Genomic DNA, 24,127 nt, shown 5'->3' on the forward strand with positions numbered 1-24,127 from the left:
CGATAGCCGGCGATGACGAAAGCTTCTCCAAGTTGATCGCGAGTCGGCAGGATCGGCTCTACCGAATCGCCTATACTTATGTTCGCAACAAGGACGATGCTCTCGAAATTGTACAAGAAACCATATATCGCGCCTTTATTTCTGTCAAAAAAGTGCGTGAGCCGCAATACTTTCATACGTGGCTAACAAAGATCGCCGTCAATTATGCGCTTGAATATATTCGAAAAGCGAAAAAAACAGTCTATATCGACAACGATTATGAGGCTGGTTACGCTCCTGAACGAACCGAAGAGCAAATCGATCTGCATCAGGCACTCGACAGTCTTGACGAGAAGTCCAAAACGGTGATCATCCTTAGGTATTTTGAAGATTTGCCCTTAAAAGATGTTGCTGAAATTGTCGATATGTCGTTAAGCTCGGTGAAATCGATCGTCTACCGGGCTTTAGCAAAGCTGAATATTCATCTAAACGAGGGGGAAGACGATGAGTAACCGAATGGATTTATTTAAAAAAACATATAATGAAATCGATATTCCCGATCAGCTTGCTTCCATTGCCGATGCAGCTATTCAAAGAGGCAAAATCGAGCGCAAGCGCACGAAACAAGCAAACTCAATCCGCTGGGTGAAACGTGTAGTTGCTGGTGCAGCAGCCCTATTTATTCTTTTTACAATCAGCATTAATACGATGCCCACTTTCGCTAGCAGCTTAGAAAAAATACCTGGACTTGGCCAACTCGTGCGTACTTTGCAATTTAACAAAGGAAGCGCAGGTGGCGGTACAATTACGGACTCCACTGCTATTAATGTCATTTCACTCGAGAAAAAAGGCGATCTTGAGCATATTGTCATTCATTTTCAGCAAAACAATAAAGATCAGCAAATGACGAATTCTTTTAGCGTAAACTATAGCCTATATCCTAAAACGATGACTTTTTCAATTGGCGGTGTTAGACGCTTCTCAGCCGAGAAGGACTTAGCGGAGCTAAAGAAAAGCAGTTTAATCGCGGACGCATATCCATTAATTTCGCTCGACGACTCGCTGGTTCGCTTTAACATAACATTTAAGAACAATATAAGTTACGAGGTCAAGGAATATAAAGAACCGGCACAAGTAGTTCTTACGATAAAGCGGGACTCTGCAGAAACCGATCTTCCCACCGTTTATTCGCTTCGTACCGCTTCTTCCGCATTCGGAGAAACGCAAGGCATTTACGAAGAAATGTTAGCAGGCCTTGAAGGAGTACGAACGCTTAAAGATCAACAAGGGGGTTACTTTGTCGAAGCTGGATATTATAGCAGTGAAGAAGCCGCTATGGGAAAAATGCAGGAAATAGTTAAAACCTATGGCATCTCTGACCATTCGTTATACATTGAACAGAGAGAAGCCATGCAAGATCCCCAAGCAATTAACGCCAGATCAGACAACCAGTAATATCCAATATTTTATCCATCTATTTCCTTTCATTCTCTAAATCCGAATGTTGTATGACATTGATGTTCAAGCTCTTACATACCAATACGGATTTGTTATATAATATATTTAAGTAAGGACATGCTGTTCTTTCATAGCTTGTCCACTTAAACCTGTTTCGGAGGTAGTTGCTTACATGAAGAAGAAAAAGAAATTGAAAATGATTTACGTCTATATCGGTATCGTTGTTATTTTATTCGGTCTTATTACCGTTTTAAACAACAGTGGCAAAGTAAACGCCGTATATGACAAGCCCCTCTCCGAGCTGAACCCAGAAACACGCAAGCTGCTTAATGATCCTAACTATCAGAATATCATTTTGCCTGCTGAATTAGACAAGAAAGTGGCCGATAAGGAAGATTTCTTCGTTTACCTATTCGCTTCTGATTGTCCTCATTGCCAAAGAACGACGCCACAGCTTATGCCGCTAGTTGATGAGCTAGGAATTGACCTTCCGCAATTCAACTTAAGAGAATTCCCAAGCTATTTCAACAAATATAATGTGGAATTTACGCCTACACTTGCTTATTTCAAAGATGGCGTTCAAATTGACAAGCTAGAGGGCGGACTTGCTGAAGAAGGAACTACCGGCTACAAACTAGATGATTTTAGAGCGTTTTTCAATAAATATTCGGGGGCTGAAACCAAATGATGAAGCGTCAGCGCCAAACGGCTGAGCAGATTACGGAGGAGCAAAAAAATTCACGCATTCGCAGCATCATGTATGCTTTGCTGCTCGCATTCGCTTTTATTACTTTGCTCACCGCATGCGGCTTAGCGAACGACGACAAGGCAGGCGCTGAGCATCAACACGGTTCAGAAACATGGCAAACAACAGCATCCTATGATGAGCTGCCTGGTTTTTTAGCGGACTATACGCCGCATACGAGCGAGCTATATAAAGGAGTCCATGCTCACGCAGACATTATGAGCGGGATCACTTGTTATTGCGGTTGCTCAGATGGGTTAGCAGTTGAAACCCCACATGACTCGCTTCTGCGCTGCTACGTTGCCGAACATCCTGCGGACGAGGGCGCTGTCACATGGACCAATCACAGTACCAGCTGCGGCATTTGTAAGAAAGAGATGGAAGAAGTAATCGCCTTAAGCAAGCAAGGCAAGACCAAGGAAGAAATACGTGCAGCCATCGATAAGCTGTACAAACCAAAAAAATCAACAGATTAGTTAACGCTCATCTGCTGTATAAGTTGAAGAAGCTGTCCAGCTAGGTCTACTCCGACCTTTCTGGACAGCTTCTTTTTTTCAAGCATGTAATGCAACTAAGGCTTTATTTACTTATTCTTTCTTATTTGCTCCAATCAACGATTAATTTGGCCATTAATACGAGATCGAGAATATCAATGACCTTGTCGTTGTTCAAATCTCCAGATTTAACTGCATTCCAGTTGCTGTCGCCTTCCTTCGCACCATATGATTTTACGAGGATTGCTAAGTCAACGATGCTTACCTTCTCATCATTGTTGTAATCGCCAGAAATATTAATAACTTCAAGTGCATGCGAATCGCCGGCTATCGTTACTTCTTCCACACTGTCGGATAATACTGCTTTTTTCACTGTAATTTGAGTTGGGCCTGCCAAAGCTCCTGCCTTAGCTTGGAATGTGAGCTTCATCCAATCCCCATTCGCATTCGTCTGTGCCTCATTCAAATGGACTGCGATTAATCTTACTTGTCCATCCTTATCCTTCGTTTCTGGGATCAAAAATTTAGTATCATCCATGGATACTGCTGAAACAAAGGTTAACTTGGAAGGATCGTACTCAATCGTAATGTCCTCTGCCATAACGGAACCCACAACGTTTTCTAGACCGTAAGTAAGCGCAATAGAACCACCTACTGTTACTTTCGTTTCACCTTTTAAGCTGGCTTTTTCCGTCTGCTTGTCCTTAACTGTACCTGTAAAATCAATTTCGCTCATGCTCGTAAAGGTGCCTGCTGCATTATAAGTGCTCTTTACAACAAATTTGATATATCTGCCGGAAATCGTTTTGTTAAGCGGTGTAAAATCTTTATACGTACTGCCTGTCCACGATTTTCCAAAGGTGCCTGTCGCTTTATTGGCTTCATTCGCAAGGAACGCCGCGTCACTTAGATCTGACAAGCGATCAGAAGCGTATACCTCAAAGTCTTTCGGAAATTCCAGCGCAGTTTGATTCATTCTGCTTGTTCTTTGAATGCCGCTCAAGCTGTGGCTATTCTTTGAATCAATAATAACCCAGTGAGGGAAATCTGCCGCGGGAGCCTCCCATTTGGAGTGCCAAATAGTCGCCGAATCACCATCGAGAATATTTGATGCAAATGCATCTTCATTATCCGCATAAGAGCTGAATGATTCGATTGCAAATGCCGATTTCGATAGGAACTGATAAGCCACAGATTCCTTTGCCGCTTCCAAAGCGAGCATAAGATTCACATAAGCTTCATCGATTTCGTTTACTGGGCTTTCAGGAGTAAGCGCCGATGCACTGCTTAAAGCAGACCGAAGCTCCATCATCTTGGCAGCGGAATAGGTGACGCCAACAACACTTTCACTGGCAGCATCAAAGGCCGAAGCATCAACCATCAACTTGTTAAGCTGCTCATACGTATAGGCTGGAATGATTTTGTAGGAATCGGATAACGCTTTGATCTCCGTTGCAGTGAGCGTCCGTTTCCAAATTTTCAAATCGTCCATCGTAACATTGGCACCGCCGTTCCCTTTGTTGCCATCCGCGCCAATAATCGTATTAAATGCTGTGTCTACACTGCTCGTGCCAAGTGCAGTCATTTCTTTAGAGGCCTTCTCCACCCCATCGACATACACTTTGCCAACTTGATTTGCTCGGTCGACGGTGACCGTGAGCAAATGCCATTCACTTCCTACACTACCCGCCGAAGTATCCATTCGGTTCGTGCCGTCTGCAATGTTTAACGTCATTGCATTGGCTACAGCAGGTCCGATATACCAACCGACGTTTTTGCCGCTGTTCCAGTTTTTATTCGAAATGACCGTCTGATCTCCAGATAAATTGCCTGTATGCCAGAACGATACCGTAAAGCTGCCACTGCCAAACTTCAGATCGCTGCGGCTGCCCAGATCAATATAATTCGCATTGCCTGCCGGAATGTAAGCTGCTTTATTCGATTTGCCCTGCACGTACGCAACGCTTCCTCGTGATACAGCCGAACCCGTCACGCCGCTCGCATCATCGTTTAAGTTGTCGTCAAACTTCATATCAACGACTAGGTCCTTCCACATCGTTTCAGGGTCAATCGGCGTAAGCTCAGGCAGCGTGCCTTCCGTACGGAATGTATGCTGGATCGCACTAGACTTGTTCCCGTAGCTGTCAACGGCATAAATGACCGCAGTATAGGTCGTTTGCGGATCAAGTCCGTCCAGTGGAATCGTCATCGCATTTGGAATCGGCGTAAAGAAATAGTCGGAGAACACATTAACCGATTTTGCGGTCGTACCCGTCCTTTTGTTCGTAAGCGTCAGCTCGTAATGATGCATGTTTTGGTCATCCTTCGCTTGATTGAAGCTCAGCTTAGGCGTGCCATCCAGATCCGTCACTTTCAGATCCGTCTCAGCAGGAAATTGTGGTGCTACTTTATTGCGATTTGCACTCGTATACTTGAAATTGCTTTTGATCTCTTGAATCGTGTTGCCTTTCAGTTCAATAACCCATTTCTCGCCAGCAATTGTACCGACGCTGTTGAATGGGGGAACCGGTGTCCAATCATCCATAATATCTGCCGGATCTGCATTAAAAGCAATTCTATCTACTTCAATCCGATCCGCATACACTTCAATAAAATCAGCCTGAGATACCGGAAATTCAAAGCGGCTGACCAGTCCTGCATTCGTTACAGCAGAGTAGCCATGCTCTGCTTCAATGTACGACATCGAGCCAAGATTCAGAGCCGTATAATCCTTCTGGAAAATAGAGCGTTCATCGCTGTTGGTCAGATGAGAGTGCCCCGACAACGTAATAACCTGCGGGTAACCCGCCAGATCACTGTTAAGGTTCGGATTGGACGCCTGCTGTCCATCCATTACCGTCCCTGTGATTGGCTGATGAATGCCTACAAAGATCGGCTTATTTTTGTTTAATGGATCAGCTGTAATTTCAGCCAGTCTGCCCTTAAGCCAATTGCGCTGGCCTGTATCCGAGTTGTAGTTGTTTCCGTTCAAGAAGAAAAAATAATAACCGCCGATTTGAGTTTCATAATAGCCGTTGGCTTGTGATGTGAACCAATCCGCTGGATAATGCTCATTCACTTTTGCAACTGTCGCGTCATGATTTCCCATTGCAACATGCATCTTTGTATTGGTCATATTTTTTCTAGCTAGATTCGCTTGGAAAATTTCCCTTACCATTTGATGATCATTCGGTTTGTCTCCTCCGTTATCGTTGATCATATCACCCACAACCAGGATGGCATCAGGATTTGGGAAGATCGATGCGATAGTATCGAAATAGCTTTCATATCTTTGATCACCTGTCGTGCGTGAGCCTACATGAACGTCTGACATCGCTACAAATTGCAGCAGCGGCTTTTCACTTGTTTTAATCATGTAACCAAACGTTACCGCCTTGCTCGTCACGCCATCCTTTATCGCAATCGCGCTAAGGTTTGTGGTTTTGGCAATCGTGATCGGATTATTGTCAGCTTTTTTGCTTTTCTCGTTAGGCAGCGTTCCGTCAAGTGTGTAGTAAATGCCAGCATCACTTGTTTTAGAGCTTAATACAACCGCTATCGCAGCCTCGTAACGTCCTCCAGCAACAGATGCTTCAGGTGCTTGTACCGCACCATCAGCAGCGCTTGCTGATCGAATGAACCCTTGTGCATTGGAACATAAAACAGCCATAACTATGAAAACCGCTAAACTTCTCCTCCACTTAAAAAACAAATCAATCACTCCTTTTAATTTCTTGTTTCATGTGCATTATATATGTTTTGATTGGTTGTATTGTTAAACAGAAGTCATTTTAACGTTTGTTTATTGTAAATGATGGAATGGGCGCCACCTCCCTTGGACAACAAAAAAAGACGACTTCTCACTCTATAATGGAGTGAAAGTCGTCTTCAATGTTCATTTTGCCTAACTATCCTAAATCCAATTCACATGGGTTTTACGCCAGCATTTATGCTAGCTTTGGTTTGCTTTCTTAGCTTTCCCAATAGCCGTTTGAATATCTAGCGAAAGCTGATTAAGCTCATGATAGTCCTCTTTTTCAAATTTCTCGTTAAATTTCATTTGAAATTGAGCAGCTTCTCGAACCCGATTATAAAAATATAAATCTTGTATGCCTTTAAGCACCTTCGAGACCACGTTGGACTGCTCCTCGAACTCGGTCTGCGCATCCAAAATCTCTTTGCGTATGCTGGTCATCTCTGTATCCAGCTGCGATGCGGCTTCAGCCGCTTTCTTCAACCGCTCACGCACATCCTCAGGCAAGCTTTCTTTAAACTTGTAGTTTAATGAATGCTCGATTGTCGCCCAAAAATTCATCGCTAACGTCCGTATTTGAATTTCAGCCAACACGATCTTGTAACCTAGTGCTGTTTGAACCGGATATTCTACAATCATATGGTAGCTTCGGTAGCCGCTGTCTTTGAAATTCGTAATATAATCCTTCTCATATACAAGGGAAAGATCTTTACGTGTACGAATCAAGCCAGCTACTCGGTGAATATCATCCACAAACTGGCACATAATGCGAATACCTGCAATGTCCTCTATACCCGTATCCAATTGATCCGAGGGGACTTTGAGACGCTTGGCCTTTTCCAAAATACTAGAAATTCGCTTAACCCGGCCGGTGACGAATTCTATCGGCGCGTAAGCTTCTCGTATCTTCAGTTCGACCCGCATCGTTTTAAATTTCACTTTAAGTTCTTCAACCGCTTGTTCATAAGGCTGTAAAAAAAGATTCCAGTCTCTACCGTCCATCCGGCCGCCTCCTGTTCTTAAACGTGATCTGCACCAACTGCTTCGGCAATATTGCGGTAGCCATCTTTGCGTAAACATTCCTTCAATCCACTCGTTAGCTCTCGCAGCACTCCAGGCCCTTTATAAATAAGCGCCGTGTAGATTTCCACAAGTGAAGCTCCCGCGCGGATTTTATCGTATGCGTCTTGTGCTGTAAAAATGCCGCCCGAGCCAATAATGGGCAGCTTGCCTCCTGTTTGGCGATATACCGCCCGAATGACCTCCGTTGAACGATCTCGCAGCGGCTTGCCGCTGAGCCCGCCCGCTTCGCCAGCATTCGAATGCTGAAGGCCTTGGCGCGATAATGTTGTGTTTGTTGCAATTATACCTGAAACTCCGCTTTCCATAATAGTCGCAACGGTAAGCTCCAGCTGTTCATCTGTCATGTCAGGCGCAATTTTGACGAGAACGGGCTTTGCTTTTGCTCCTGTTTTCGCCGCTTGCGTGTTTATTTCCTTTTTTACAGCGGCAAGCAAATTTCTCAGTTCTTCACCATGCTGCAAATCACGCAAATCCGGGGTGTTCGGAGAGCTGATATTGACGACAAAAAAGTCGCCGTATGTATACAATTCGCGTATGCAGGTCTGATAGTCCTCATGAGCAAGTTCATTTGGCGTTATCTTGTTTTTGCCAATGTTAACCGCTATCGGGATTCTATTTATTTTGCGGCGTGACAGCTTTTCTGCCATTGCCGCTGTGCCATCATTGTTAAAGCCCATCCGATTAATAAGCGCTTCGTCTGATGGGAGGCGGAACAATCGCGGCTGCTCATTGCCGGCTTGTCCTTTTGGCGTTACCGTTCCTACCTCAGCAAAACCAAAACCTATGCTCGAGAAACCGTCCGCGGCTTTGCCGTTCTTATCAAGTCCAGCAGCAAGTCCGACAGGGTGCGGGAATTGCAGTCCGAATAGTTCTGTAGCAAGCTCAGGCGACTTTGCTACGCCATACATCGCATTCATCAGACCATTCAGTCCTGGAACTACACCGCCGGCTGCTAAGCCGTCAATCACAAGATGATGGGCCCTCTCAGGATCCATTCGAAAAAAAATAGGTTTTAAAATTGAAGAATAAATCAACTTACTCACTCCGATCTTAGATGTATGCTCTATCTGACAGTTTATCTTTTTTGCAGCAAAAAGAAAAGAGCCTGCACGCAAGGTGCAAGCTTCCATTGTATTGCGGCTTGTCTAGAAAACGATTACAATGAGATCATATTATTTATTACTATGAAATAGAGAGGTTGATTGACGATGAGTTCACCAAAAAGAAGACCGGCTACAATAAAAGCGAAACCAAAGGATGAAGTAAACAAAAAAGCGCTTGTATGGATTGGTTCAATCGTCGGCGTAGTTGTTGTAGCTGTCGCGCTGCTTCTTATTTTTACTTCGTAAGCGGTCTACGTCAACCATTTATAGATTTTCAAGGGATTGGTTTCGTTTTGGAGCGGCTCCAGCTGAAAACGTTCTGCTGGCTGCTGCACCTTAGACGGAAGCGTCCCATTTTTTATTTTGACAACCGTTCCTAGCGGCACCATATCAAACAACTCCTCCACATCGGCTTTGCCCATCCGGATACAGCCAAGTGATTCGTCCTTGCCAATACTGCCGGGTTCATCCGTTCCATGAATCGCGTACAGCGTATTCGATAATGTCATTCCTCGGCTTCCGAAGTTTCCATCGTCACGCCCATTCGGATTTCTAACCTTTTCACTTATGTAGAAGCTTCCCTCAGGTGTTGCATCGCCTCCGAGGCCCACCTTATAGCTGCGCACAATGATATCCCCTTGAATAACAGCAAGTCGATAACTCGCTTTATCTACCACGATCTCTAGCGGCTGGCTCCACTGTTTATCCAAAATTCCATTTGTGCCTACGTTCGGACTCGTTCTTTTTTCGCTTTCCTCTTGCTGCTGATTTCCTGCTGCTTGTTCTTGTTCTTGGATTGAACGGTTTTTTTGTGCTTGCTCGGCTTTCAGCTTTCGCAATACAGCAGGAAACATAGAGCGCATACCGCTGCGTTCCCCGGAAAGAACATTGTTCGGATAAGGTTGAATAAGGTCATCCAGCTTCTCCGGCCACTTTTTATATTTTTTCTCATATTGATAGATGCCGCTTGCAAGCGTCCAGTGCGTCTCTTGCTGCACGCTCCATTCTTTATATTGTGCTGCTGCCGAGCTCGCCTCAGAAGGCTCACACTCGCAGGTAAGGCGGTCATACATCGTTACATCCAGCTTACTGCTTCCGTTTTCCTTTTCTATAGACATGAGCAGTCTAGTGTTCCCTGTCCATTTCCGCCAGCCCTCATCTTCCTCAAGGCGAGCTGCAATGGTATGAAGAGGTGCTTGCTTGCCGGCTGCAATGAGGCTGTTCCATGCGCTTCCGACTGGATTTCGTTCTTTACGCGGTATAAACACAACGCCAATTGGGTTCACTTCAACTAAGGTTATAGGCTCGGGCTGCTCTGGCCTTTCCTTGAATACGGAAGTACTAGCTGGAGCAAACACTGCAACGAGCAGGAACAATAGAGCTAATGCTCCTAATTTGCGAGCTCGTCTTTTTTTCTTTTGCTGCAAATCCCAATCTTTAAGCAGCTGCAATTGATTTTCCGATAACGGATGACTTTCATGCTCGAAGGCATCGTATACTTCACCAGCTTGCAGGAAGCAATAATTCGCTTTGCCCTCCTTGCCAGCGAGCTTATATTGCTTGCCTAACAAATACCAACCCATTTGGTTATCAGGGTGCTGCTTTACAAATTGCTTCAAATAAAAAATATCTTCCGGAGAGTCCATCCCCCATCCTCCCGACATGTAGTATATATCCTCTATATCGGCAGGCAGGGAGTTTGATTGTAATCCGGCGTCCATTTCTGTTATTGCTGCATATACAAAAAAAGCTCCTCACCGCTGCATAGGCAAGCGAGGAGGAGCTTTTTTATCATCACTCAAAAATTAGTAATTAAAAGGAACGTCTGCAATTTTGATTGAATCTGTCGGACAGCCGTCAGCTGCATCCTGCAAATCATCGAACAAATCTTCAGGAATTTCAGTGTTGCCTGTATTACCGTCAGCTTTATAAATAACTTCTGCAAGACCTTCGTCATCATAATCATAAATGTCAGGAGCAGTCGCTCCGCAAGCTCCACAAGCGATGCACGTATCTTTTTCAACCCAAGTAAACTTACCCATGGAAATCCCCTCCCAAATAAATAAACGGAATAATCTCGTCTCTGTACAGTCAAGCTTCATTCATCAATATATAACAAACTATCGTCCTTTTGCAAGGATGTACCGCGAATTCGTTTATTCCTAATTAAGGTTGAAGGATCATCACCAAGCATTCCTGCCGTTAAAACAGCATCTTCTCCATACTTGTCGCGGAGCTGATCCATCGCTTTAGTCAACGCTTCTTTTCTCGGCTGTTTCTCGTAGCTGAACAAATCAAGCTGCAAGGCAGTTTCGGCAAGCAAAGTGAGGTTCTGGAGCGTTATGCCAAGCAGCCGAATCGGTTCGCCTTCCTTCCAATGCCGGTCATATAGCTTGCAAGCCTCCCTATAGAAATCTTCACTCGATTCCGTAGGTGCTGCAAGGGTGTGGGAGCGGGCAATCGTCGTCATATCCGGCTTGCGAATTGTGATTTGAACCGTGGTTGCGACCATCTTCTGCCTTCGCAGCCTGCGACCTGTCTGATCCGCCAAATTAAGCAGCACCCGGAAAACGTCGTCCCGCGAAGTAATATCGTTCGGAAGAGTGGTCGTATGACCGATCGATTTGTTCCGTTCCCGATTTGGGTTAACTTCAGAATAATCAAGTCCATGGGCAGCTGATTTCATCCAAGAGCCAACTACGCCAAAATGCTTATTCAGCATCGTTTCATCCGATGCCGCCAACTGGCCAATCGTCCGAATATTCAGCTTGCTTAGCTTATCAGCCGTTTTTTTGCCGATGCCAAACAAATGATCGCACGGCTTATCCCAAAGCACCTTTTGCACATCACGAATCCGCAGCACAGTCAGCCCGTTTGGTTTTTTCATGTCGGATGCCATCTTTGCAAGCAGCTTATTTGGAGCTAAACCAATTGAACAAGGAAGAGACCACTCAGACTTGATCCGCTGCTGCAGCGAGGCCGCAATATCAAGCGGCGAGCCGAACATTTTCGAACCGGTAATGTCCATATAACATTCGTCAATCGATACAGACTCAACGAGCGGCGTATATTGTCTAGCGATTGCCATAAAGCCATGTGAATATTTGCGGTATAATGAAAAGTCCGGTTTGATTAATATAAGCTCAGGACAAAGTGTTAGTGCCTGTCTGACTGTCATTCCCGTCTTTATCCCTCTGCTCCGTGCTGCATAAGAACAAGTGACGAGGATACCCTTTCGCTGCTCAACGCTGCCGGACACTGCAGTTGGTTTGTCCTTATATTTCTCCGGCTCTTCAGCCTCATGTACGGAACAATAAAAAGCATTCATATCTAAATGAATGATTACTCGGCCCTTAGCCGGATAGAACTCATTCGTATTCGTCATAATCGCGCAAAACACCGCCTAACCTAAGCCATAAGCCTACATAAGCTTATCCACCCAAGCATACAATTCCAATAGGGTCAAGTCAACGAAGCAAGCGCGAGCTGACAAAAATTCCTTTTGCCCCCTCTACTTTCAAGGCGACAAGTGTTATAATACTAAATTATGATTTGAAAAGGCATTCAGTGAAGGAGGCGTCCCGTTAATGACAAAAAACATATCTATATTCGATACGACGCTGCGTGACGGTACTCAAGGTGAAGGGATCAGCCTGTCGGCAGATGACAAATTAAAAATTGCCCAGAAGCTCGACACGTTGGGCGTTCATTATATTGAAGGCGGAAATCCTGGAAGCAACAGTAAGGATATTGAGTTTTTTCAGCGGATCAAAGCTTTCAATTTAAGCGCCAAAATTACTGCCTTCGGCAGCACTCGTCGCAAAAACAGTTTGGCAGAGCAGGATGCCAGCCTTGTTCGCATCGTGGAGTCCGGTGTTCCGGCCGCTACGCTTGTAGGCAAGTCATGGGATTTCCATGTACATACAGCCCTGCAAACGACTTTAGAAGAAAATATGTCGATGATTTTTGATTCCATTGCTTTTCTAAAGCAAAATCAAATGGAAGCCTTGTTTGATGCCGAGCATTTTTTCGATGGCTACAAGAACAATCCAGAGTATGCCATTGCTGTTTTGAAGAAAGCACAGGAAGCTGGCGCCAACTGGCTCGTCCTATGCGACACGAACGGCGGCACATTGCCTAGTGAAATCCATGAAATCGTTTCGCGCGTGAAGCAGGAGCTAACGGCTCCTATCGGCATTCATACACATAATGACTGTGAGCTGGCTGTCGCAAACTCTTTAGCAGCAATCGAAGCCGGAGCTCGTCAAGTACAAGGCACGATTAACGGCTACGGCGAGCGCTGCGGGAACGCGAACCTATGCTCCATCATCCCTAACTTACAAATCAAAATGAATTATGACGTTTTGCCAGAGGATAAGCTTCGCACATTGACGAGTACTGCTCGATATATCAGTGAAATTGCGAATGTCCACATGCCTGTTGGTCAAGCTTATGTCGGCAATGCCGCATTCGCTCACAAAGGCGGCATTCATGTCTCCGCTATTATGAAGGATTCCAAAACCTATGAGCATATTCAACCAGAGCTTGTTGGCAACAAGCAGCGTATTCTAGTCTCTGAGCTCGCAGGACAAAGCAATATCATATCCAAGGCGAAAGAGCTTGGACTTGACGTCAACGCAAATAATGAGAAAACCAAGCTCATTATGGATCAAATTAAAGAGCTCGAGCATCAAGGCTATCAATTTGAAGGCGCCGACGCTTCTATGGAGCTGCTGCTTCGTGAAGCATTCGGCAGCGAAGTAAAAGAATTGTTCAAGGTTGAATCCTTCAAAATGCTCGTAGAAAAAACAAACGGCCAAATGATTTCAGAAGCGATTGTAAAAATCAACGTTGGCGGCCAGCAAGTTTATATGGCTGCTGAAGGCAACGGACCTGTCAACGCCCTCGATAACGCCCTGCGCAAGGCGCTGGTGCAGTTTTATCCGGAAATCGTTGATATCCATCTATCCGATTATAAAGTCCGTGTAATCGACGAGAAGGACGCTACAGCAGCTAAGGTGCGTGTTCTTATCGAGTCGACTGGACTAAACAATACGTGGAGCACAGTTGGCGTATCAAACAACGTCATCGAAGCAAGCTGGGAAGCTCTCGTAGACAGCATTCGTTATGCCCTGCTTAACATGGTAAAGGTTGACAGCACGCTCGTTGATCCTCATGATCGCATGGGCCTCGTCAATCATTAAAACAACAAAAAGAGTCGAACAGGCTGTTCATGCCTGCTCGACTCTTTTTGTTGTTGCTGCCTACTACATCCATTTCTCAATCATGCGTTCCCACTCCGCATAAGGAATGACGCCATTGATCCGCTCTCTAATGACACCCTCACTGTCAATAAGGAACGTTGTTGGAAACGTATCTACCTTATACTGCTTCGTCACATCGCCCACCCGATCCATTAAAATTGGAAACGTGAACTCATATTCTTTGACAAAGTCTCTAGCTGCCCGTTCTTTATCGAATTTCGTAGCATTAACGCCAACGAGTGAAATTTTTTCCCCGTATTGCTCATGCAGCCTCTGCAGATCCGGCGCTTCCAGCTCACAAGGACCACACCAAGATGCCCAGAAATTAACGAAAGTCAGTTTATCCTGTTTGCCCCCTATTTCATAGGACTTCTCATCAAGATCAGGGAGTTTGAAGGTCGTCGCTTGAAATCCCGCTTTCGGCTTAAAATCAACTGAAGTGGCTGCTATCGCTGCTGAATCCGAGTCATCATTTTTATATTGAAATACAGCTAATCCTGCAAACAGCAACGCAATTGTAAATAGTGCTGCGACACGCTTCATGAGGTTCCATCCTTTTTTTCACATTTTCAAATGCCTATATCGCTTCATGGTATCATGCACCGTATAGAAGCTCAATACACAGGACAAATTAGCCATCAAAACGTCATTTTTAAAGAAATGGTTCTTATCTATTCTCTGACGACTATTATGGGTAAGTTGAGTATTATTCATACCCAGCCTTATCGAAGTTAGCGGACTTAAGCCTATTTCGTTATACTTAATTCATTCGCATTATAAAAAAGGAGGCATTGTGTTGGAAACAAACCAAACGCGTGGCTGCATAACCAAATCGGCATTCGAGCGGCTTATTCAAATATGTGCGGATGCTCAACCTTTAGAGGCATGCGGCATTATGGCAAGCAGCCAATCCTTACATTCCATTGCCGCTGATCAAAATGAAGCCATAATAGATATCGTTATCCCCATAACTAATAATCATAACGATCCCCTACATTCGTTCTCGTTTGACCCGACCGAGTGGACCGCTGCTTATTATGACATGCAAAAAAACCGACAAACGCTTGTCGGCTTATTTCATTCGCATCCGCGTACAAAGGCTATTCCGTCTTCTAGCGACACTGACGGTTTCCTGCCCGCTTCGGAGCTTTCCTATTGGATTGTTTCACTGGAAAACACGAAATCGCCTGACGTTAAGCCCTATCGCCGCTCGGAAGGTTCATTTATTCCACTGCAGCTAGTGCTTGCTTAAGTAGGCATACAGATCGCCGAGTGTCGTAATATTTCGTTCCAAAATACGCGTCAAATAGTTCCGCCACAGCTTTGCTGTCATGATTGAATCCTGCAAAGCATGATGCCGCTCTGTAATTGGAATACAGCAGCTCTCAAGCAAATCATCGAGACTGTATCCTTCCAGATTGGGCTCGAGCCATTTGGCCACCATCATCATGTCCAGCACTCTGTGGTTCAAATTAATCTTTGACGTCCTCCACAATGCCGCGTTCAGAAATTGCTTATCGTGGCCGGAAGCATGAGCGATAAGCAGCCTTCTGCCGACAAACTCCATAAAATCATGAAGCACCTGCATCAAATCAGGAGCATCCTGAACCATTTCATTCGTAATGCCGGTTAGTTCGACTATCGCTTTCGGAATTCTTCGTTTAGGATTCACGAGACTATAAAAGGTTTCACTTTCAACAAGCTCGCCATCTCGAAACAATACAGCGCCAAATGAAATAATTTCATCCCCGTTATTCGGATAAAAGCCTGTTGTCTCCAGATCAAAAACAATGACCTCCAGCTCTCGAAGAGGCATATCGAACATCGACTGCTTGCGCTGCTCTTTGTTGACATTCCGAATAAACGCCATTTGCTGCGCATTTTGCGAGCCTAGCATAGAAGCGATGGCAGGCGTAAATCCTCCCATTTTGTATAGGTTCCACATGCGACCGACGCCTTTTTGTTCCTTCATTTCTCCACCGCCTTACGTAAACCTGCCCATTGTTTGCTTAAAAACCGTTCGTTGCAGCCTCTTGCCAAGACGCAGTCCGCTCTTAAGCTCATCCGTCATTTCCTTCGTAAGCTTATGGCTCGACAGCTTTCCATTGTTGGCATATAAGCCATCTGCGTTTTTCTCAGTCGTCATTAGACGGAGCCGGAGAAAAATCCGAAAAGCTTGATCATAAATAGCCCCGTCAGCTGATGACATCTTCCCTGCCTTTACAAGCATTCTAATTCTTTCAAGTGTAGAGGTTTCACGGATGCCTTCTTGTATGGATAATAGCCGAATCGAATTAACCATAGGAATATAGGCGCCATATTTAATATCTAAGCTGCCCGCTTCCTCGCCATACTGCTCCTTTAGCAATTGGCCAAAAAAGCCTAGCAGCACCTTATGCCGAAGCGTATTATCCAGCATCCGCTGCAGGATGATCTGGTGGTTAAGCATATCAATAAAAAACAATTCTTTAAGCTGTTCAACGAGCTTATAATCACCGTAAATACAGCGGCCATCAGCGATAATAAGCAAATAGCGCACTGCCTCCCAAGCTGGCTCCTCAAACCAAGCACCGAGTTTAACGCCCCACTCCGAAATGGACAAACACCAGTCGGAGTTGCTGCTTAGCACATTGCCCTCACAAGGCGGGTAACCTACACTTTGGAGATTGTTTACAATGAGTGCACTTAAATTCAAAAAATAGTTCTTAACTTCTGTTGAATCAGCCACTGGATCCTGATAGACAACTCCGCTGTCTTGATCGCTTGACAAAGTTTGCTCTTGCCGACCGCCGCTGCCGAACAATACATATGCGTAAGGCACGGGGGGAGAACCATTCCCCCTCCGTGCCATTTCCGCTTCTGCGAGGATAATCGAGCGCTGAATCACCGCGTCGTGCACCTCATTTAATTGTTCATTAAATTGTTCGACTGGACGCGTTGGGAGAAGAGCCTCCATATGCTCGTGAACCTGATCCCGCAAGTTTCGCAGCCTATCCACATGATCAGCTGAACCAATCTGCTTAAGCAGCTGCAATCGCACCGGATCACTCATGCGACGCTCTCTCCTTTCGGTCAGTCCATCGCGTATCTTCTATTAGCCTTGAATGTTTTGACCAGCTTTTTTCATTTGCTCAGGATAACCATAAGCTCCATGCTCACTCAGGTCAAGACCGATAATTTCTTGCTCTTCTGTTACGCGGAAGCCCATCACAAGCTTCATAATACCTAGAATAAGGAATGATGCAGCGAGTACAAATGCGCCAACGACTACTACCGATTCGAATTGAACCCAAAGTTGCTTCCAGCTGCCTGTGTCGATCAAGCCGCCTGTACCTACGCCTACTTTATCAGCTAGTTCTTGTGTTGCAAAGATACCGTTGGCAAGCGTACCCCACACACCAGCCGCGCCGTGTACAGATAGAGCATAGATAGGATCATCAACTTTAACTTTCTCGAAAAATTTCACACTGTAGAACACGAGCACGCCAGCTACTAAACCGATTACGACTGCCGCCCAAGGAGCGACGTAAGCACAAGAAGCTGTAATTGCAACTAGACCTGCTAGCGTACCATTCAGCATAGCCGTAATGTCAGCTTTGCCTGTTACTGCCCAAGAGATAAGAAGTGCTGCCACGCCGCCTGCGCCTGCTCCAAGCATCGTGTTGAATGCTACATATCCAAAAAATCCATCGCCAATCGCTACCGTGCTGCCTGCGTTGAACCCAAACCAGCCCACCCATAGAAGCAATACAGAAAGTGCTGTGAATACTTGGTTATGTCCCAAAATCTCATTCGCAGAGCCGTCTTTGTTAAATTTGCCAATACGAGGTTTAAGTAATACAGTCGCTGCAAATGCTGCAAGCGCACCCGTTAAGTGAACAACCGTGGAGCCTGCAAAATCTTGCGCTCCATCTTCAGCGAGCCAGCCGCCGCCCCAGATCCAGTGAGCTACTACAGGGTAGATTATGGCAATGAAGAATACGGTAAATACGATATAAGCTGAAAGTTTAGCTCTTTCTGCAAAACCGCCCCATGCTATGGAAAGCGAAACCGCTGCAAATGCTAATTGGAACAAGAAGAATACAGTACTTGGATAGCTCTCGCCTTCACCAGCTGCTAGGGATGGATCAAAGAAGAAATTGCCCCAGCCGATCAATGCGTTAATTCCGCTATCGCCGCCAAATGCGATGCCGTAGCCGAAAGCCCAATAAATAAGTGCTGCCAAACCCGTTGTGAAAATCGTTTTGCCAGCAACGTGACCAGCATTTTTCATCCGTGTTGAGCCTGTTTCAAGAAGAATAAAACCGCCTTGCATGAGAAGAACAAGAATGAATGAGAGCATAACCCATAGAGAGTTGAGACCCATGTTCAACGTTGCTGCGGAAGGATCCTCTGCAAACGCCATTACCGGGAACAATAAGGTGAAGATTCCTAAAGCTAACATCGTTTTCTTAATCATTACGACCACTCCCTAAATGTTATATTTCCTTACACGTTAAGAAAGACTTAATGTCATTATAGTCAGTAGTGCTCAATTTGACAATACGTTTTAACTATTTTTATAAAAAAAATCAAACGTTCGGCATATAATCTAACACGAACGTTAAGAAATGAGGCAAATCAACCCCAAAATCGTCAGTTGAAACTCCTTATTCTTCGCATTTTCACTCTATATAGGTATTGGTTCCTACTTTTTCTAGTTAAAAGCGAAAATCACTATGACTCACACCCGTTTCATGTCACCTAAATTGCGTTATATAGAAGAAACACATGAAAGTGCCCTGTCGAAATTAAAAAATTGACACTAAAATTGTATAGTCATGTAACACGTTTGACTGTATGGTTACTTTCCTATTATCATTAGAGGAACAATAGTTATACGTTTTCCCATAAGATGGTGATTGTGAAATTCACCTCAATAGGTAATGATGTTCTTTTAGACATGACTAGCTAAAACAACAAACCTGTTCTTTGTCGACACATCATCTCAGAATGAGATGAAACATAAGCTTAGTACGCAAGCGGAATCTAGTTTACTTATATTTTGAACGAATGGAGGATTTGAAAATGTATCGTATCGGAGAACTATCCAAGCTTGCGCAAATCAGTGCACGAACCATTGATTATTACACTTCAATCGGTCTAATAGAGCCTGCAGAGCGTTCCGCCAAAAACTATCGCCTCTATTCTGATGAAACTTTGCAGCGTCTGGAACGTATTGAACAGATGAAAAAAGATAAATATACATTAGATGAGATTAAGGCCACAATTGAAAGCTGGAGCAAGATTACACCTGAGGAGCAGGTCTCACGTAAGCTTACGGACTTGCAGTACCATCTAAGCCAGCTCGAGCGTGAAGTGAAGGAGTTAGAGCCTGTTATTAAGAAGCTCAAGCCTCGTCAAGCCAATCACCTCTACACGCGTCTTATGCCGCAAACCGCAGCTTGCATAGAGGCACTCATGCTTCTCATTAACAAAAGCTCCCTCATGTAGCTATACATTTCATCAAAAATTGGAGGAATGACTCAATGGCGTTTATCTATGTTTTAATCGTACTTGCATTTATACTAACAATTTGGGCTCAATTCCGAGTCAAAGGAACGTTTAAAAAATGGACGCAAGTTCAAGCGAACAGTGGTTTAACCGGTTACCAGGCAGCACGAAGAATGCTTGATTCTAACGGACTTCATGATGTACCGATCGAGCCAGTACGCGGTACACTGACCGATCATTACGATCCGATTCACCGAGTTGTACGTTTGTCGGAGCCTGTGTATTATGAAAATTCAATTTCAGCGATTTCAGTCGCTTGTCACGAAGTCGGCCATGCCATACAGCATGCGGAGCATTACCCAATGCTCGTGCTCAGACATCGTATATTCCCAGTCGTGAACTTTGCATCTGGCGTAGCACCATTTTTATTTATTGCCGGTATTCTATTCTCAGCACTCAACCTAATTGGGCTTGGCATCATATTTTTCTCAGTAGCAGTTGCCTTTCAGGTCATTACACTTCCGGTTGAATTTAATGCGAGCAACCGAGCTAGAGACATTATGGTTGCTGAAGGGTTCATAACGAATGATGAGGAGCGCGGGGTTGCAAAGGTGCTTAACGCAGCGGCTTTAACGTATGTAGCAGCGGCTCTCTTGTCCTTGCTGGAGCTTGTCAGATATATCTTAATCTTCGTAGGCGGCAGCCGTCAGGAATAAGCTTACGTGTCTTATAGCTAAACAAAAGAGGAGCAGTTCCCCTTCGGTCTTCATCGACCAACAGGAACTGCTCCTCTTTTATTTATTCTTTTATCTATTTTATCGTGTTCTGGAAATAACGAAGCAGAAAACCGTGAAACACCTTCGCAACTAAAGGCAATTTCTCATTTGAACGCTGGATAAGTCCGATAGTACGAGTCACCTGAGGTTCAATCACCCTAACTTTAGTCGGCTGCAATGGCCCTGTATAGTGAAGCGCCATCTCTGGAAGAAGACTTACGCCCATCCCAGCGGCTACCAAACCGCGAATCGTATCCGTCTCTTCCCCTTCAAAACCAATCTTCGGTGTAAAACCTGCCTCTTGGCAAGCTCCCCATACGATCGGCCTAAGAGAATACCCTTCGCTAAACAACACGAACGTCTCATGCTCCAGCTCTTTCAGTTCAATCGATGCTTTGTCCGATAAACGATGCCCTGGCGGCAATATCGCATATAGCTCCTCTGTCAGCAATACTTGGCCGCAAACGAATTCATGTTCATCCGGGAAAGGAGATATGAACGCCAAGTCAATCTCGCCTTTCACCATATCACGAATAAGCGAAGGATACATCCCCTGCTTAAATTTAAATTTCACATTCGGATGGAGCTTGCGGAAAGCTGCCACAACCTGTGGAATTAATGAGATCCCAAGACTATGCGGGAAGCCCAGTCTAATTTCACCCTTCTCGGGGTCAAGAAATTCATGTATTTCAATGACAGCACGTTCCAGATCAGCCAATATCACTTCAGCCCGCTTTAGAAAAAGCTGACCGACTGGTGTGAGCTGCAAATTTCTACCTTTTTGAACGAACAGTTTTACGCCAAGCTCTTCTTCAAGCTGATGAATCTGCCGGCTTACTGCAGATTGCGCCACATGCAGCTCTTCCGCTGCTTGCGTTACATGCTCTTTTTTCGCTACTTTTACAAAATAATGAAGCTGACGAAGTTCCATACCGGTTCAATTCTCTCCCGTACTTACATAGTTTTTATGAGTATCGCTTTTTCTTTTGAGTCTTTATTCGGTCAAAGAAATGGTAGAGCAAGAAGCCTGCAAGAGCGCCGCCAACATGTGCCCATAAATCCACTTTGGCTACTACAATCGAATAAATAACCCCAAATATTAATATCGTGTACACCGTTTTACGAGAGCTCTCGTCAAGCTGAGCCTTGCGGAACAACGATATGAACAGAAAGGCGCCATACACGCCGTAAATTGCCCCAGAGGCTCCTACACCTATATGACCATTAAGATCGTCTTGCAGCACATTTACGAAAGCGCTCATCGCATTTCCCGCAATTCCACAAAGCAAATAAAATATAATATATCTCGTTTGTTTAAGCAGATACTCTAGCGGCGGTGCAAACACGAGCAATGCAAACATATTGTAGAGCAAATGCTCAAATCCCGCATGCATGAACATGCTTGTTATATAACGCCATGGCTGTTCTAATCCAAATGGATCGTTCACAGGGTCAGTAGCAAAAGCACCATACTGGTATGCATGCAAGGAATCATTAGGATCGCCATTCCATAATACGACAATAAAATAAATAATATTCAATAAAATTAATATTGATGTTACGGGATACATCTTTAAGTAAGAGCGAAAGCTCTCATATCGCAAGAAGATCACGAGTACATCCCCTTTCTCAATCCAACAATTGGACAAGGTTGTTTCATAACGATTATAATAAATCTGGTATTGACCATATCTTTTAGAGGAGGAAATTTACAAATGACACAAGAACGTAATGGAGCTGCCACATTCAAAGGCAACCCGATCACATTAGTAGGTCCAGAACTTAAAGCAGGGGACAAAGCCCCAGATTTCAATCTTAACAAATCACTTGTCGAAAATGTTTCCCTCAAGGACTACTCCGGTAAAATCAAACTAATCAGCGTTGTGCCTTCAATCGACACTGGCGTTTGCGATGCACAAACTCGTCGCTTTAACGAAGCTGCTGGCGAACTAGGCGACAATGTTGTTGTCCTAACTGTCAGCGTTGATCTACCGTTCGCACAAGCACGCTGGTGCGGTGCTGCAGGTATCGACAAAGTTGTGCTGCTGTCTGACTACAAAGCGCATAGCTTTGGTGAATCATATGGCGTATATATTAAAGAACTTGGTTTGGATCAACGTTCGATCTTCGTTATCGATGCTAATGATACGATCCAATATGTTGAATATTTGCCTGAAATGACAGAGCACCCGAATTACGAGCAAGCAATCAACGCTGTAAAAGCACTCGTGTAAATTCAAAACAAAGAAGTTTTTCAGCACTATTGCAAACAAAGCGAGTGAAGGCTACCCTTCCTCGCTTTGTTTATGAATTAATTATTTACTTTAAATGCAGCTAGCTTCTTATCAAGCGTACGATATAAATCCATAATGACTCTGTAATTAGAACCAAGATCCCCTAGTGAGCCGCGGGATGCTGAATAAATATCGACAGCTGATTGGAGCGGATTTACGCTAATAACGGAAACGGTAATGTCCATCGTTCTTCCAAATGCTGTGCGCTTCTCCAGCACAATCTCCCCTACGGATTGCACCTCATGAAGCACCTTATATCCTTGCATTTTCTTAAGAGTCGATATCACTTCTTCCCAAGCCTTATCTTTCGACAGCTTGTAGAAATGAGATTTGAGCATTGGATCCTTAGCCCTGTCGCCCGTCTGTTCATGACTGCGCAGCAGCCCGATCAAGGTCCGCTTCAACAACAACGATCTCCCCCTCCGGCATCTATGTACATTACTCTATATGATACCATGATTTGTCCCATGAAAAAAGAGCTATCACTGGATTTAACCAGCAAATGCTCTTTATTTGAAAATGAGAACCCGCCTATGCCGTCCGACTCACATGTTTCTGAACCCGCTTACGCAGGTGGGTGACCGCAGAACCGCTTTTGAGATCCCCTTTCGGGGGCATGTCAGCTGCGTCTCGATGTTGGTCTCCCGTGAAACAGCCATTGGTTCAAAACAGCGTAAAGCCGTAACGAGCATCGCAGGAGGTATTGCTTATTATAGACTGAACAAAAGAAAAAGTAAACTTTGATGGGCTGTTATTTACTGGAGCCGCTCGAATCTTCTTTAACCAAATCGATACGGTCTAGCTCAGCTGCTTTCTCCGCTTCTTCTTCCTCTGCCAAACGCGCTTTCTCCGCTTGGTCTTGAAGCTTCTGGTAAATCAAGTTGAAGTTCCAGAACGCCAGGTAAGCGATGATGCTGCCCATAAAGAAAGGAATAAGAAAAGTGAATCTAGTACTGAAATACATAACCGCGCCGCTCATAATCGCTGTTGAAAGCGAACGAAAAGGTTTGCCGATCGTAATGAGAACAGCGTTTTTCAGTAATTGAAACGTTTTCATATGATAGTGGACAAGCATAGAGAAAAAATTAAATAACGATACGATTAACAGCAGCAAAAATGCAATGAAAATGTATGAAAGCAAATTCAATTGTTCACGATATACGATAAAGTCAACAACCATAATTGCAAGCAGTATCGTATAAATAATACCGCCTAGCATACTTTGCTTATAATTTTCCTTGTATCCGCGGAAGAACGTTTTGAACAGCGCAACGTCACTCTCTCCCATTACCCATTTGCGCGCAACCGCAAACATAGCTGCTGTTGCTGGAAATAAGGAGAACGGCGCGACGACTGCCATCGCAATAAGAGCGGAATAGATTTGATTGACATCCTGTGACAAAACCAATCCCCATGCAAAAAAAGCGAATGGAATCGAACAGATCAACCACAAAACATTAATAACTGCCAATCTCATGATCCATTCCGAAATTCGGTAAAACCCACCCATTAGCCCCTTTGGTTCCATCGGATCTGCCTCCAGAAAAGTAAGATTACTCCCACTAGACTACAAAGTATAGCGGAATTCGTATATCTGTTTTGTAATAAGACAACCAATAGAATAATAATAAAAAAATCGAGGTCGTCCAGATGCCCGTTAGGGATCACGGACTTCCTCGATTTT

24 protein-coding genes and 1 other RNA gene are annotated in these 24,127 nt (G+C 44.5%); 10 read left to right on the forward strand and 15 right to left on the reverse strand.

Going from position 1 to position 24,127, the window contains the following annotated elements; translation table 11 throughout:
* Positions 1-32: 32 nt before the first annotated feature.
* From MHH56_RS20480 to MHH56_RS20495, 4 genes are all read left to right on the forward strand, one after another.
* Positions 33-491, forward strand: a complete 459-nt coding sequence (locus MHH56_RS20480) for a sigma-70 family RNA polymerase sigma factor (RefSeq protein WP_339203513.1) — start codon at positions 33-35, stop codon at positions 489-491.
* Positions 484-1,434 carry a DUF4179 domain-containing protein gene (locus tag MHH56_RS20485; protein WP_339203515.1) on the forward strand — a complete coding sequence of 317 codons (951 nt, stop codon included), beginning with the start codon at positions 484-486 and terminating at the stop codon, positions 1,432-1,434. The genes MHH56_RS20480 and MHH56_RS20485 overlap by 8 nt, the downstream gene beginning before the upstream one ends.
* Before the next feature lie 175 nt (positions 1,435-1,609).
* A complete protein-coding gene (locus MHH56_RS20490; protein WP_076266845.1) occupies positions 1,610-2,125 on the forward strand; it encodes a thioredoxin family protein in 516 nt (171 codons plus the stop codon).
* Entirely contained in the window at positions 2,122-2,658 is a 537-nt protein-coding gene (locus MHH56_RS20495) for a PCYCGC motif-containing (lipo)protein (RefSeq protein ID WP_339203518.1), read from the forward strand. The genes MHH56_RS20490 and MHH56_RS20495 overlap by 4 nt, the downstream gene beginning before the upstream one ends.
* Before the next feature lie 121 nt (positions 2,659-2,779).
* Here the strand turns inward: MHH56_RS20495 and MHH56_RS20500 are convergent, their stop codons facing one another.
* The 3 genes from MHH56_RS20500 to MHH56_RS20510 all read right to left on the reverse strand — a co-directional run bounded on the left by MHH56_RS20500 (position 2,780) and on the right by MHH56_RS20510 (position 8,547).
* A complete protein-coding gene (locus MHH56_RS20500; RefSeq protein ID WP_339203519.1) occupies positions 2,780-6,346 on the reverse strand; it encodes a LamG-like jellyroll fold domain-containing protein in 3,567 nt (1,188 codons plus the stop codon).
* 282 nt (positions 6,347-6,628) lie between these two features.
* Complete coding sequence (locus tag MHH56_RS20505) at positions 6,629-7,432, reverse strand: GTP pyrophosphokinase family protein (RefSeq protein ID WP_076266843.1); 804 nt, start codon at positions 7,430-7,432, stop codon at positions 6,629-6,631.
* A 17-nt stretch (positions 7,433-7,449) separates the two neighbouring features.
* Entirely contained in the window at positions 7,450-8,547 is a 1,098-nt protein-coding gene (locus MHH56_RS20510; protein WP_339209684.1) for a quinone-dependent dihydroorotate dehydrogenase, read from the reverse strand.
* Between the two features lie 174 nt (positions 8,548-8,721).
* Between MHH56_RS20510 and MHH56_RS20515 the strand changes: the two genes are divergently transcribed.
* Positions 8,722-8,862, forward strand: a complete 141-nt coding sequence (locus MHH56_RS20515) for a hypothetical protein (RefSeq protein ID WP_179089760.1) — start codon at positions 8,722-8,724, stop codon at positions 8,860-8,862.
* Between the two features lie 5 nt (positions 8,863-8,867).
* Here the strand turns inward: MHH56_RS20515 and MHH56_RS20520 are convergent, their stop codons facing one another.
* The 3 genes from MHH56_RS20520 to MHH56_RS20530 form a co-directional block, all read right to left on the reverse strand.
* Positions 8,868-10,262 (reverse strand): L,D-transpeptidase, encoded by a 1,395-nt coding sequence (locus MHH56_RS20520; protein WP_339203521.1) that lies wholly within the window; start codon positions 10,260-10,262, stop codon positions 8,868-8,870.
* Positions 10,263-10,421: 159 nt separating this feature from the next.
* The gene (locus MHH56_RS20525; protein WP_053376893.1) at positions 10,422-10,658 is read right to left on the reverse strand and encodes a ferredoxin; all 237 of its coding nucleotides are present in this window, start codon (positions 10,656-10,658) and stop codon (positions 10,422-10,424) included.
* 56 nt (positions 10,659-10,714) lie between these two features.
* Positions 10,715-12,001 (reverse strand): DNA polymerase IV, encoded by a 1,287-nt coding sequence (locus MHH56_RS20530; protein WP_339203523.1) that lies wholly within the window; start codon positions 11,999-12,001, stop codon positions 10,715-10,717.
* A gap of 202 nt (positions 12,002-12,203) precedes the next feature.
* On the opposite strand from MHH56_RS20530, the gene cimA reads away from it, so the two are divergent.
* Positions 12,204-13,820 (forward strand): citramalate synthase, encoded by a 1,617-nt coding sequence (gene cimA, locus MHH56_RS20535; RefSeq protein WP_076266839.1) that lies wholly within the window; start codon positions 12,204-12,206, stop codon positions 13,818-13,820.
* Between the two features lie 63 nt (positions 13,821-13,883).
* Here the strand turns inward: cimA and MHH56_RS20540 are convergent, their stop codons facing one another.
* A complete protein-coding gene (locus tag MHH56_RS20540) occupies positions 13,884-14,423 on the reverse strand; it encodes a TlpA disulfide reductase family protein (protein ID WP_076266838.1) in 540 nt (179 codons plus the stop codon).
* 253 nt (positions 14,424-14,676) lie between these two features.
* On the opposite strand from MHH56_RS20540, the gene MHH56_RS20545 reads away from it, so the two are divergent.
* Entirely contained in the window at positions 14,677-15,132 is a 456-nt protein-coding gene (locus MHH56_RS20545; protein ID WP_339203525.1) for a M67 family metallopeptidase, read from the forward strand.
* On the opposite strand, the gene MHH56_RS20550 is transcribed toward MHH56_RS20545, so the two are convergent.
* From MHH56_RS20550 to MHH56_RS20560, 3 genes are read right to left on the reverse strand one after another with little or no spacing between them, the layout of a single operon-like run.
* Positions 15,118-15,852 (reverse strand): 3'-5' exonuclease, encoded by a 735-nt coding sequence (locus tag MHH56_RS20550; protein ID WP_076266836.1) that lies wholly within the window; start codon positions 15,850-15,852, stop codon positions 15,118-15,120. The two genes, MHH56_RS20545 and MHH56_RS20550, sit on opposite strands and share 15 nt — an antisense overlap.
* Positions 15,853-15,864: 12 nt before the next feature.
* Positions 15,865-16,932: a DUF294 nucleotidyltransferase-like domain-containing protein gene (locus MHH56_RS20555; protein WP_076266835.1), complete on the reverse strand. Its 1,068-nt coding sequence runs from the start codon at positions 16,930-16,932 to the stop codon at positions 15,865-15,867.
* Between the two features lie 42 nt (positions 16,933-16,974).
* On the reverse strand, positions 16,975-18,339 hold the full coding sequence (locus MHH56_RS20560; protein ID WP_339203527.1) for an ammonium transporter: 1,365 nt from the start codon (positions 18,337-18,339) through the stop codon (positions 16,975-16,977).
* A 593-nt stretch (positions 18,340-18,932) separates the two neighbouring features.
* Between MHH56_RS20560 and MHH56_RS20565 the strand changes: the two genes are divergently transcribed.
* A complete protein-coding gene (locus tag MHH56_RS20565; protein WP_076266833.1) occupies positions 18,933-19,373 on the forward strand; it encodes a MerR family transcriptional regulator in 441 nt (146 codons plus the stop codon).
* Positions 19,374-19,408: 35 nt separating this feature from the next.
* The gene (locus tag MHH56_RS20570; RefSeq protein WP_076266832.1) at positions 19,409-20,089 is read left to right on the forward strand and encodes a zinc metallopeptidase; all 681 of its coding nucleotides are present in this window, start codon (positions 19,409-19,411) and stop codon (positions 20,087-20,089) included.
* 94 nt (positions 20,090-20,183) lie between these two features.
* On the opposite strand, the gene MHH56_RS20575 is transcribed toward MHH56_RS20570, so the two are convergent.
* Both MHH56_RS20575 and MHH56_RS20580 read right to left on the reverse strand, forming a co-directional pair.
* Positions 20,184-21,080, reverse strand: a complete 897-nt coding sequence (locus tag MHH56_RS20575) for a LysR family transcriptional regulator (protein ID WP_339203529.1) — start codon at positions 21,078-21,080, stop codon at positions 20,184-20,186.
* Positions 21,081-21,114: 34 nt separating this feature from the next.
* The gene (locus tag MHH56_RS20580) at positions 21,115-21,762 is read right to left on the reverse strand and encodes a rhomboid family intramembrane serine protease (RefSeq protein ID WP_339203530.1); all 648 of its coding nucleotides are present in this window, start codon (positions 21,760-21,762) and stop codon (positions 21,115-21,117) included.
* Between the two features lie 102 nt (positions 21,763-21,864).
* On the opposite strand from MHH56_RS20580, the gene tpx reads away from it, so the two are divergent.
* Complete coding sequence (gene tpx / locus MHH56_RS20585) at positions 21,865-22,383, forward strand: thiol peroxidase (RefSeq protein WP_076266829.1); 519 nt, start codon at positions 21,865-21,867, stop codon at positions 22,381-22,383.
* A gap of 77 nt (positions 22,384-22,460) precedes the next feature.
* Here tpx and MHH56_RS20590 read toward each other — a convergent pair whose 3' ends face one another.
* The 3 genes from MHH56_RS20590 to MHH56_RS20600 form a co-directional block, all read right to left on the reverse strand.
* Positions 22,461-22,850, reverse strand: a complete 390-nt coding sequence (locus MHH56_RS20590) for a DUF1499 domain-containing protein (RefSeq protein WP_083681704.1) — start codon at positions 22,848-22,850, stop codon at positions 22,461-22,463.
* A gap of 113 nt (positions 22,851-22,963) precedes the next feature.
* Positions 22,964-23,146, reverse strand: a non-coding RNA gene (ssrS, locus tag MHH56_RS20595) — 6S RNA.
* Between the two features lie 48 nt (positions 23,147-23,194).
* The gene (locus MHH56_RS20600; RefSeq protein ID WP_076266827.1) at positions 23,195-23,971 is read right to left on the reverse strand and encodes a DUF624 domain-containing protein; all 777 of its coding nucleotides are present in this window, start codon (positions 23,969-23,971) and stop codon (positions 23,195-23,197) included.
* Positions 23,972-24,127: the final 156 nt, after the last annotated feature.

The sequence above is a fragment of the Paenibacillus sp. FSL K6-3182 genome, from assembly GCF_037976325.1.
Classification (GTDB): Bacteria; Bacillota; Bacilli; order Paenibacillales; family Paenibacillaceae; genus Pristimantibacillus.

What these genes read in the sequence shown, in the direction of transcription:
- MHH56_RS20485 (WP_339203515.1), top strand. Translation starts at nt 484, where the DNA reads ATGAGTAACCGAATGGATTTATTTAAAAAAACATATAATGAAATCGAT.
- MHH56_RS20490 (WP_076266845.1), top strand. Translation starts at nt 1,610, where the DNA reads ATGAAGAAGAAAAAGAAATTGAAAATGATTTACGTCTATATCGGTATC.
- MHH56_RS20495 (WP_339203518.1), top strand. Translation starts at nt 2,122, where the DNA reads ATGATGAAGCGTCAGCGCCAAACGGCTGAGCAGATTACGGAGGAGCAA.
- MHH56_RS20500 (WP_339203519.1), bottom strand. Translation starts at nt 6,346, where the DNA reads ATGGCTGTTTTATGTTCCAATGCACAAGGGTTCATTCGATCAGCAAGC.
- MHH56_RS20505 (WP_076266843.1), bottom strand. Translation starts at nt 7,432, where the DNA reads ATGGACGGTAGAGACTGGAATCTTTTTTTACAGCCTTATGAACAAGCG.
- MHH56_RS20515 (WP_179089760.1), top strand. Translation starts at nt 8,722, where the DNA reads ATGAGTTCACCAAAAAGAAGACCGGCTACAATAAAAGCGAAACCAAAG.
- MHH56_RS20520 (WP_339203521.1), bottom strand. Translation starts at nt 10,262, where the DNA reads ATGGACTCTCCGGAAGATATTTTTTATTTGAAGCAATTTGTAAAGCAG.
- MHH56_RS20525 (WP_053376893.1), bottom strand. Translation starts at nt 10,658, where the DNA reads ATGGGTAAGTTTACTTGGGTTGAAAAAGATACGTGCATCGCTTGTGGA.
- MHH56_RS20530 (WP_339203523.1), bottom strand. Translation starts at nt 12,001, where the DNA reads ATGACGAATACGAATGAGTTCTATCCGGCTAAGGGCCGAGTAATCATT.
- cimA (WP_076266839.1), top strand. Translation starts at nt 12,204, where the DNA reads ATGACAAAAAACATATCTATATTCGATACGACGCTGCGTGACGGTACT.
- MHH56_RS20540 (WP_076266838.1), bottom strand. Translation starts at nt 14,423, where the DNA reads ATGAAGCGTGTCGCAGCACTATTTACAATTGCGTTGCTGTTTGCAGGA.
- MHH56_RS20550 (WP_076266836.1), bottom strand. Translation starts at nt 15,852, where the DNA reads ATGAAGGAACAAAAAGGCGTCGGTCGCATGTGGAACCTATACAAAATG.
- MHH56_RS20555 (WP_076266835.1), bottom strand. Translation starts at nt 16,932, where the DNA reads ATGAGTGATCCGGTGCGATTGCAGCTGCTTAAGCAGATTGGTTCAGCT.
- MHH56_RS20560 (WP_339203527.1), bottom strand. Translation starts at nt 18,339, where the DNA reads ATGATTAAGAAAACGATGTTAGCTTTAGGAATCTTCACCTTATTGTTC.
- MHH56_RS20565 (WP_076266833.1), top strand. Translation starts at nt 18,933, where the DNA reads ATGGAGGATTTGAAAATGTATCGTATCGGAGAACTATCCAAGCTTGCG.
- MHH56_RS20570 (WP_076266832.1), top strand. Translation starts at nt 19,409, where the DNA reads ATGGCGTTTATCTATGTTTTAATCGTACTTGCATTTATACTAACAATT.
- MHH56_RS20575 (WP_339203529.1), bottom strand. Translation starts at nt 21,080, where the DNA reads ATGGAACTTCGTCAGCTTCATTATTTTGTAAAAGTAGCGAAAAAAGAG.
- tpx (WP_076266829.1), top strand. Translation starts at nt 21,865, where the DNA reads ATGACACAAGAACGTAATGGAGCTGCCACATTCAAAGGCAACCCGATC.
- MHH56_RS20600 (WP_076266827.1), bottom strand. Translation starts at nt 23,971, where the DNA reads ATGGAACCAAAGGGGCTAATGGGTGGGTTTTACCGAATTTCGGAATGG.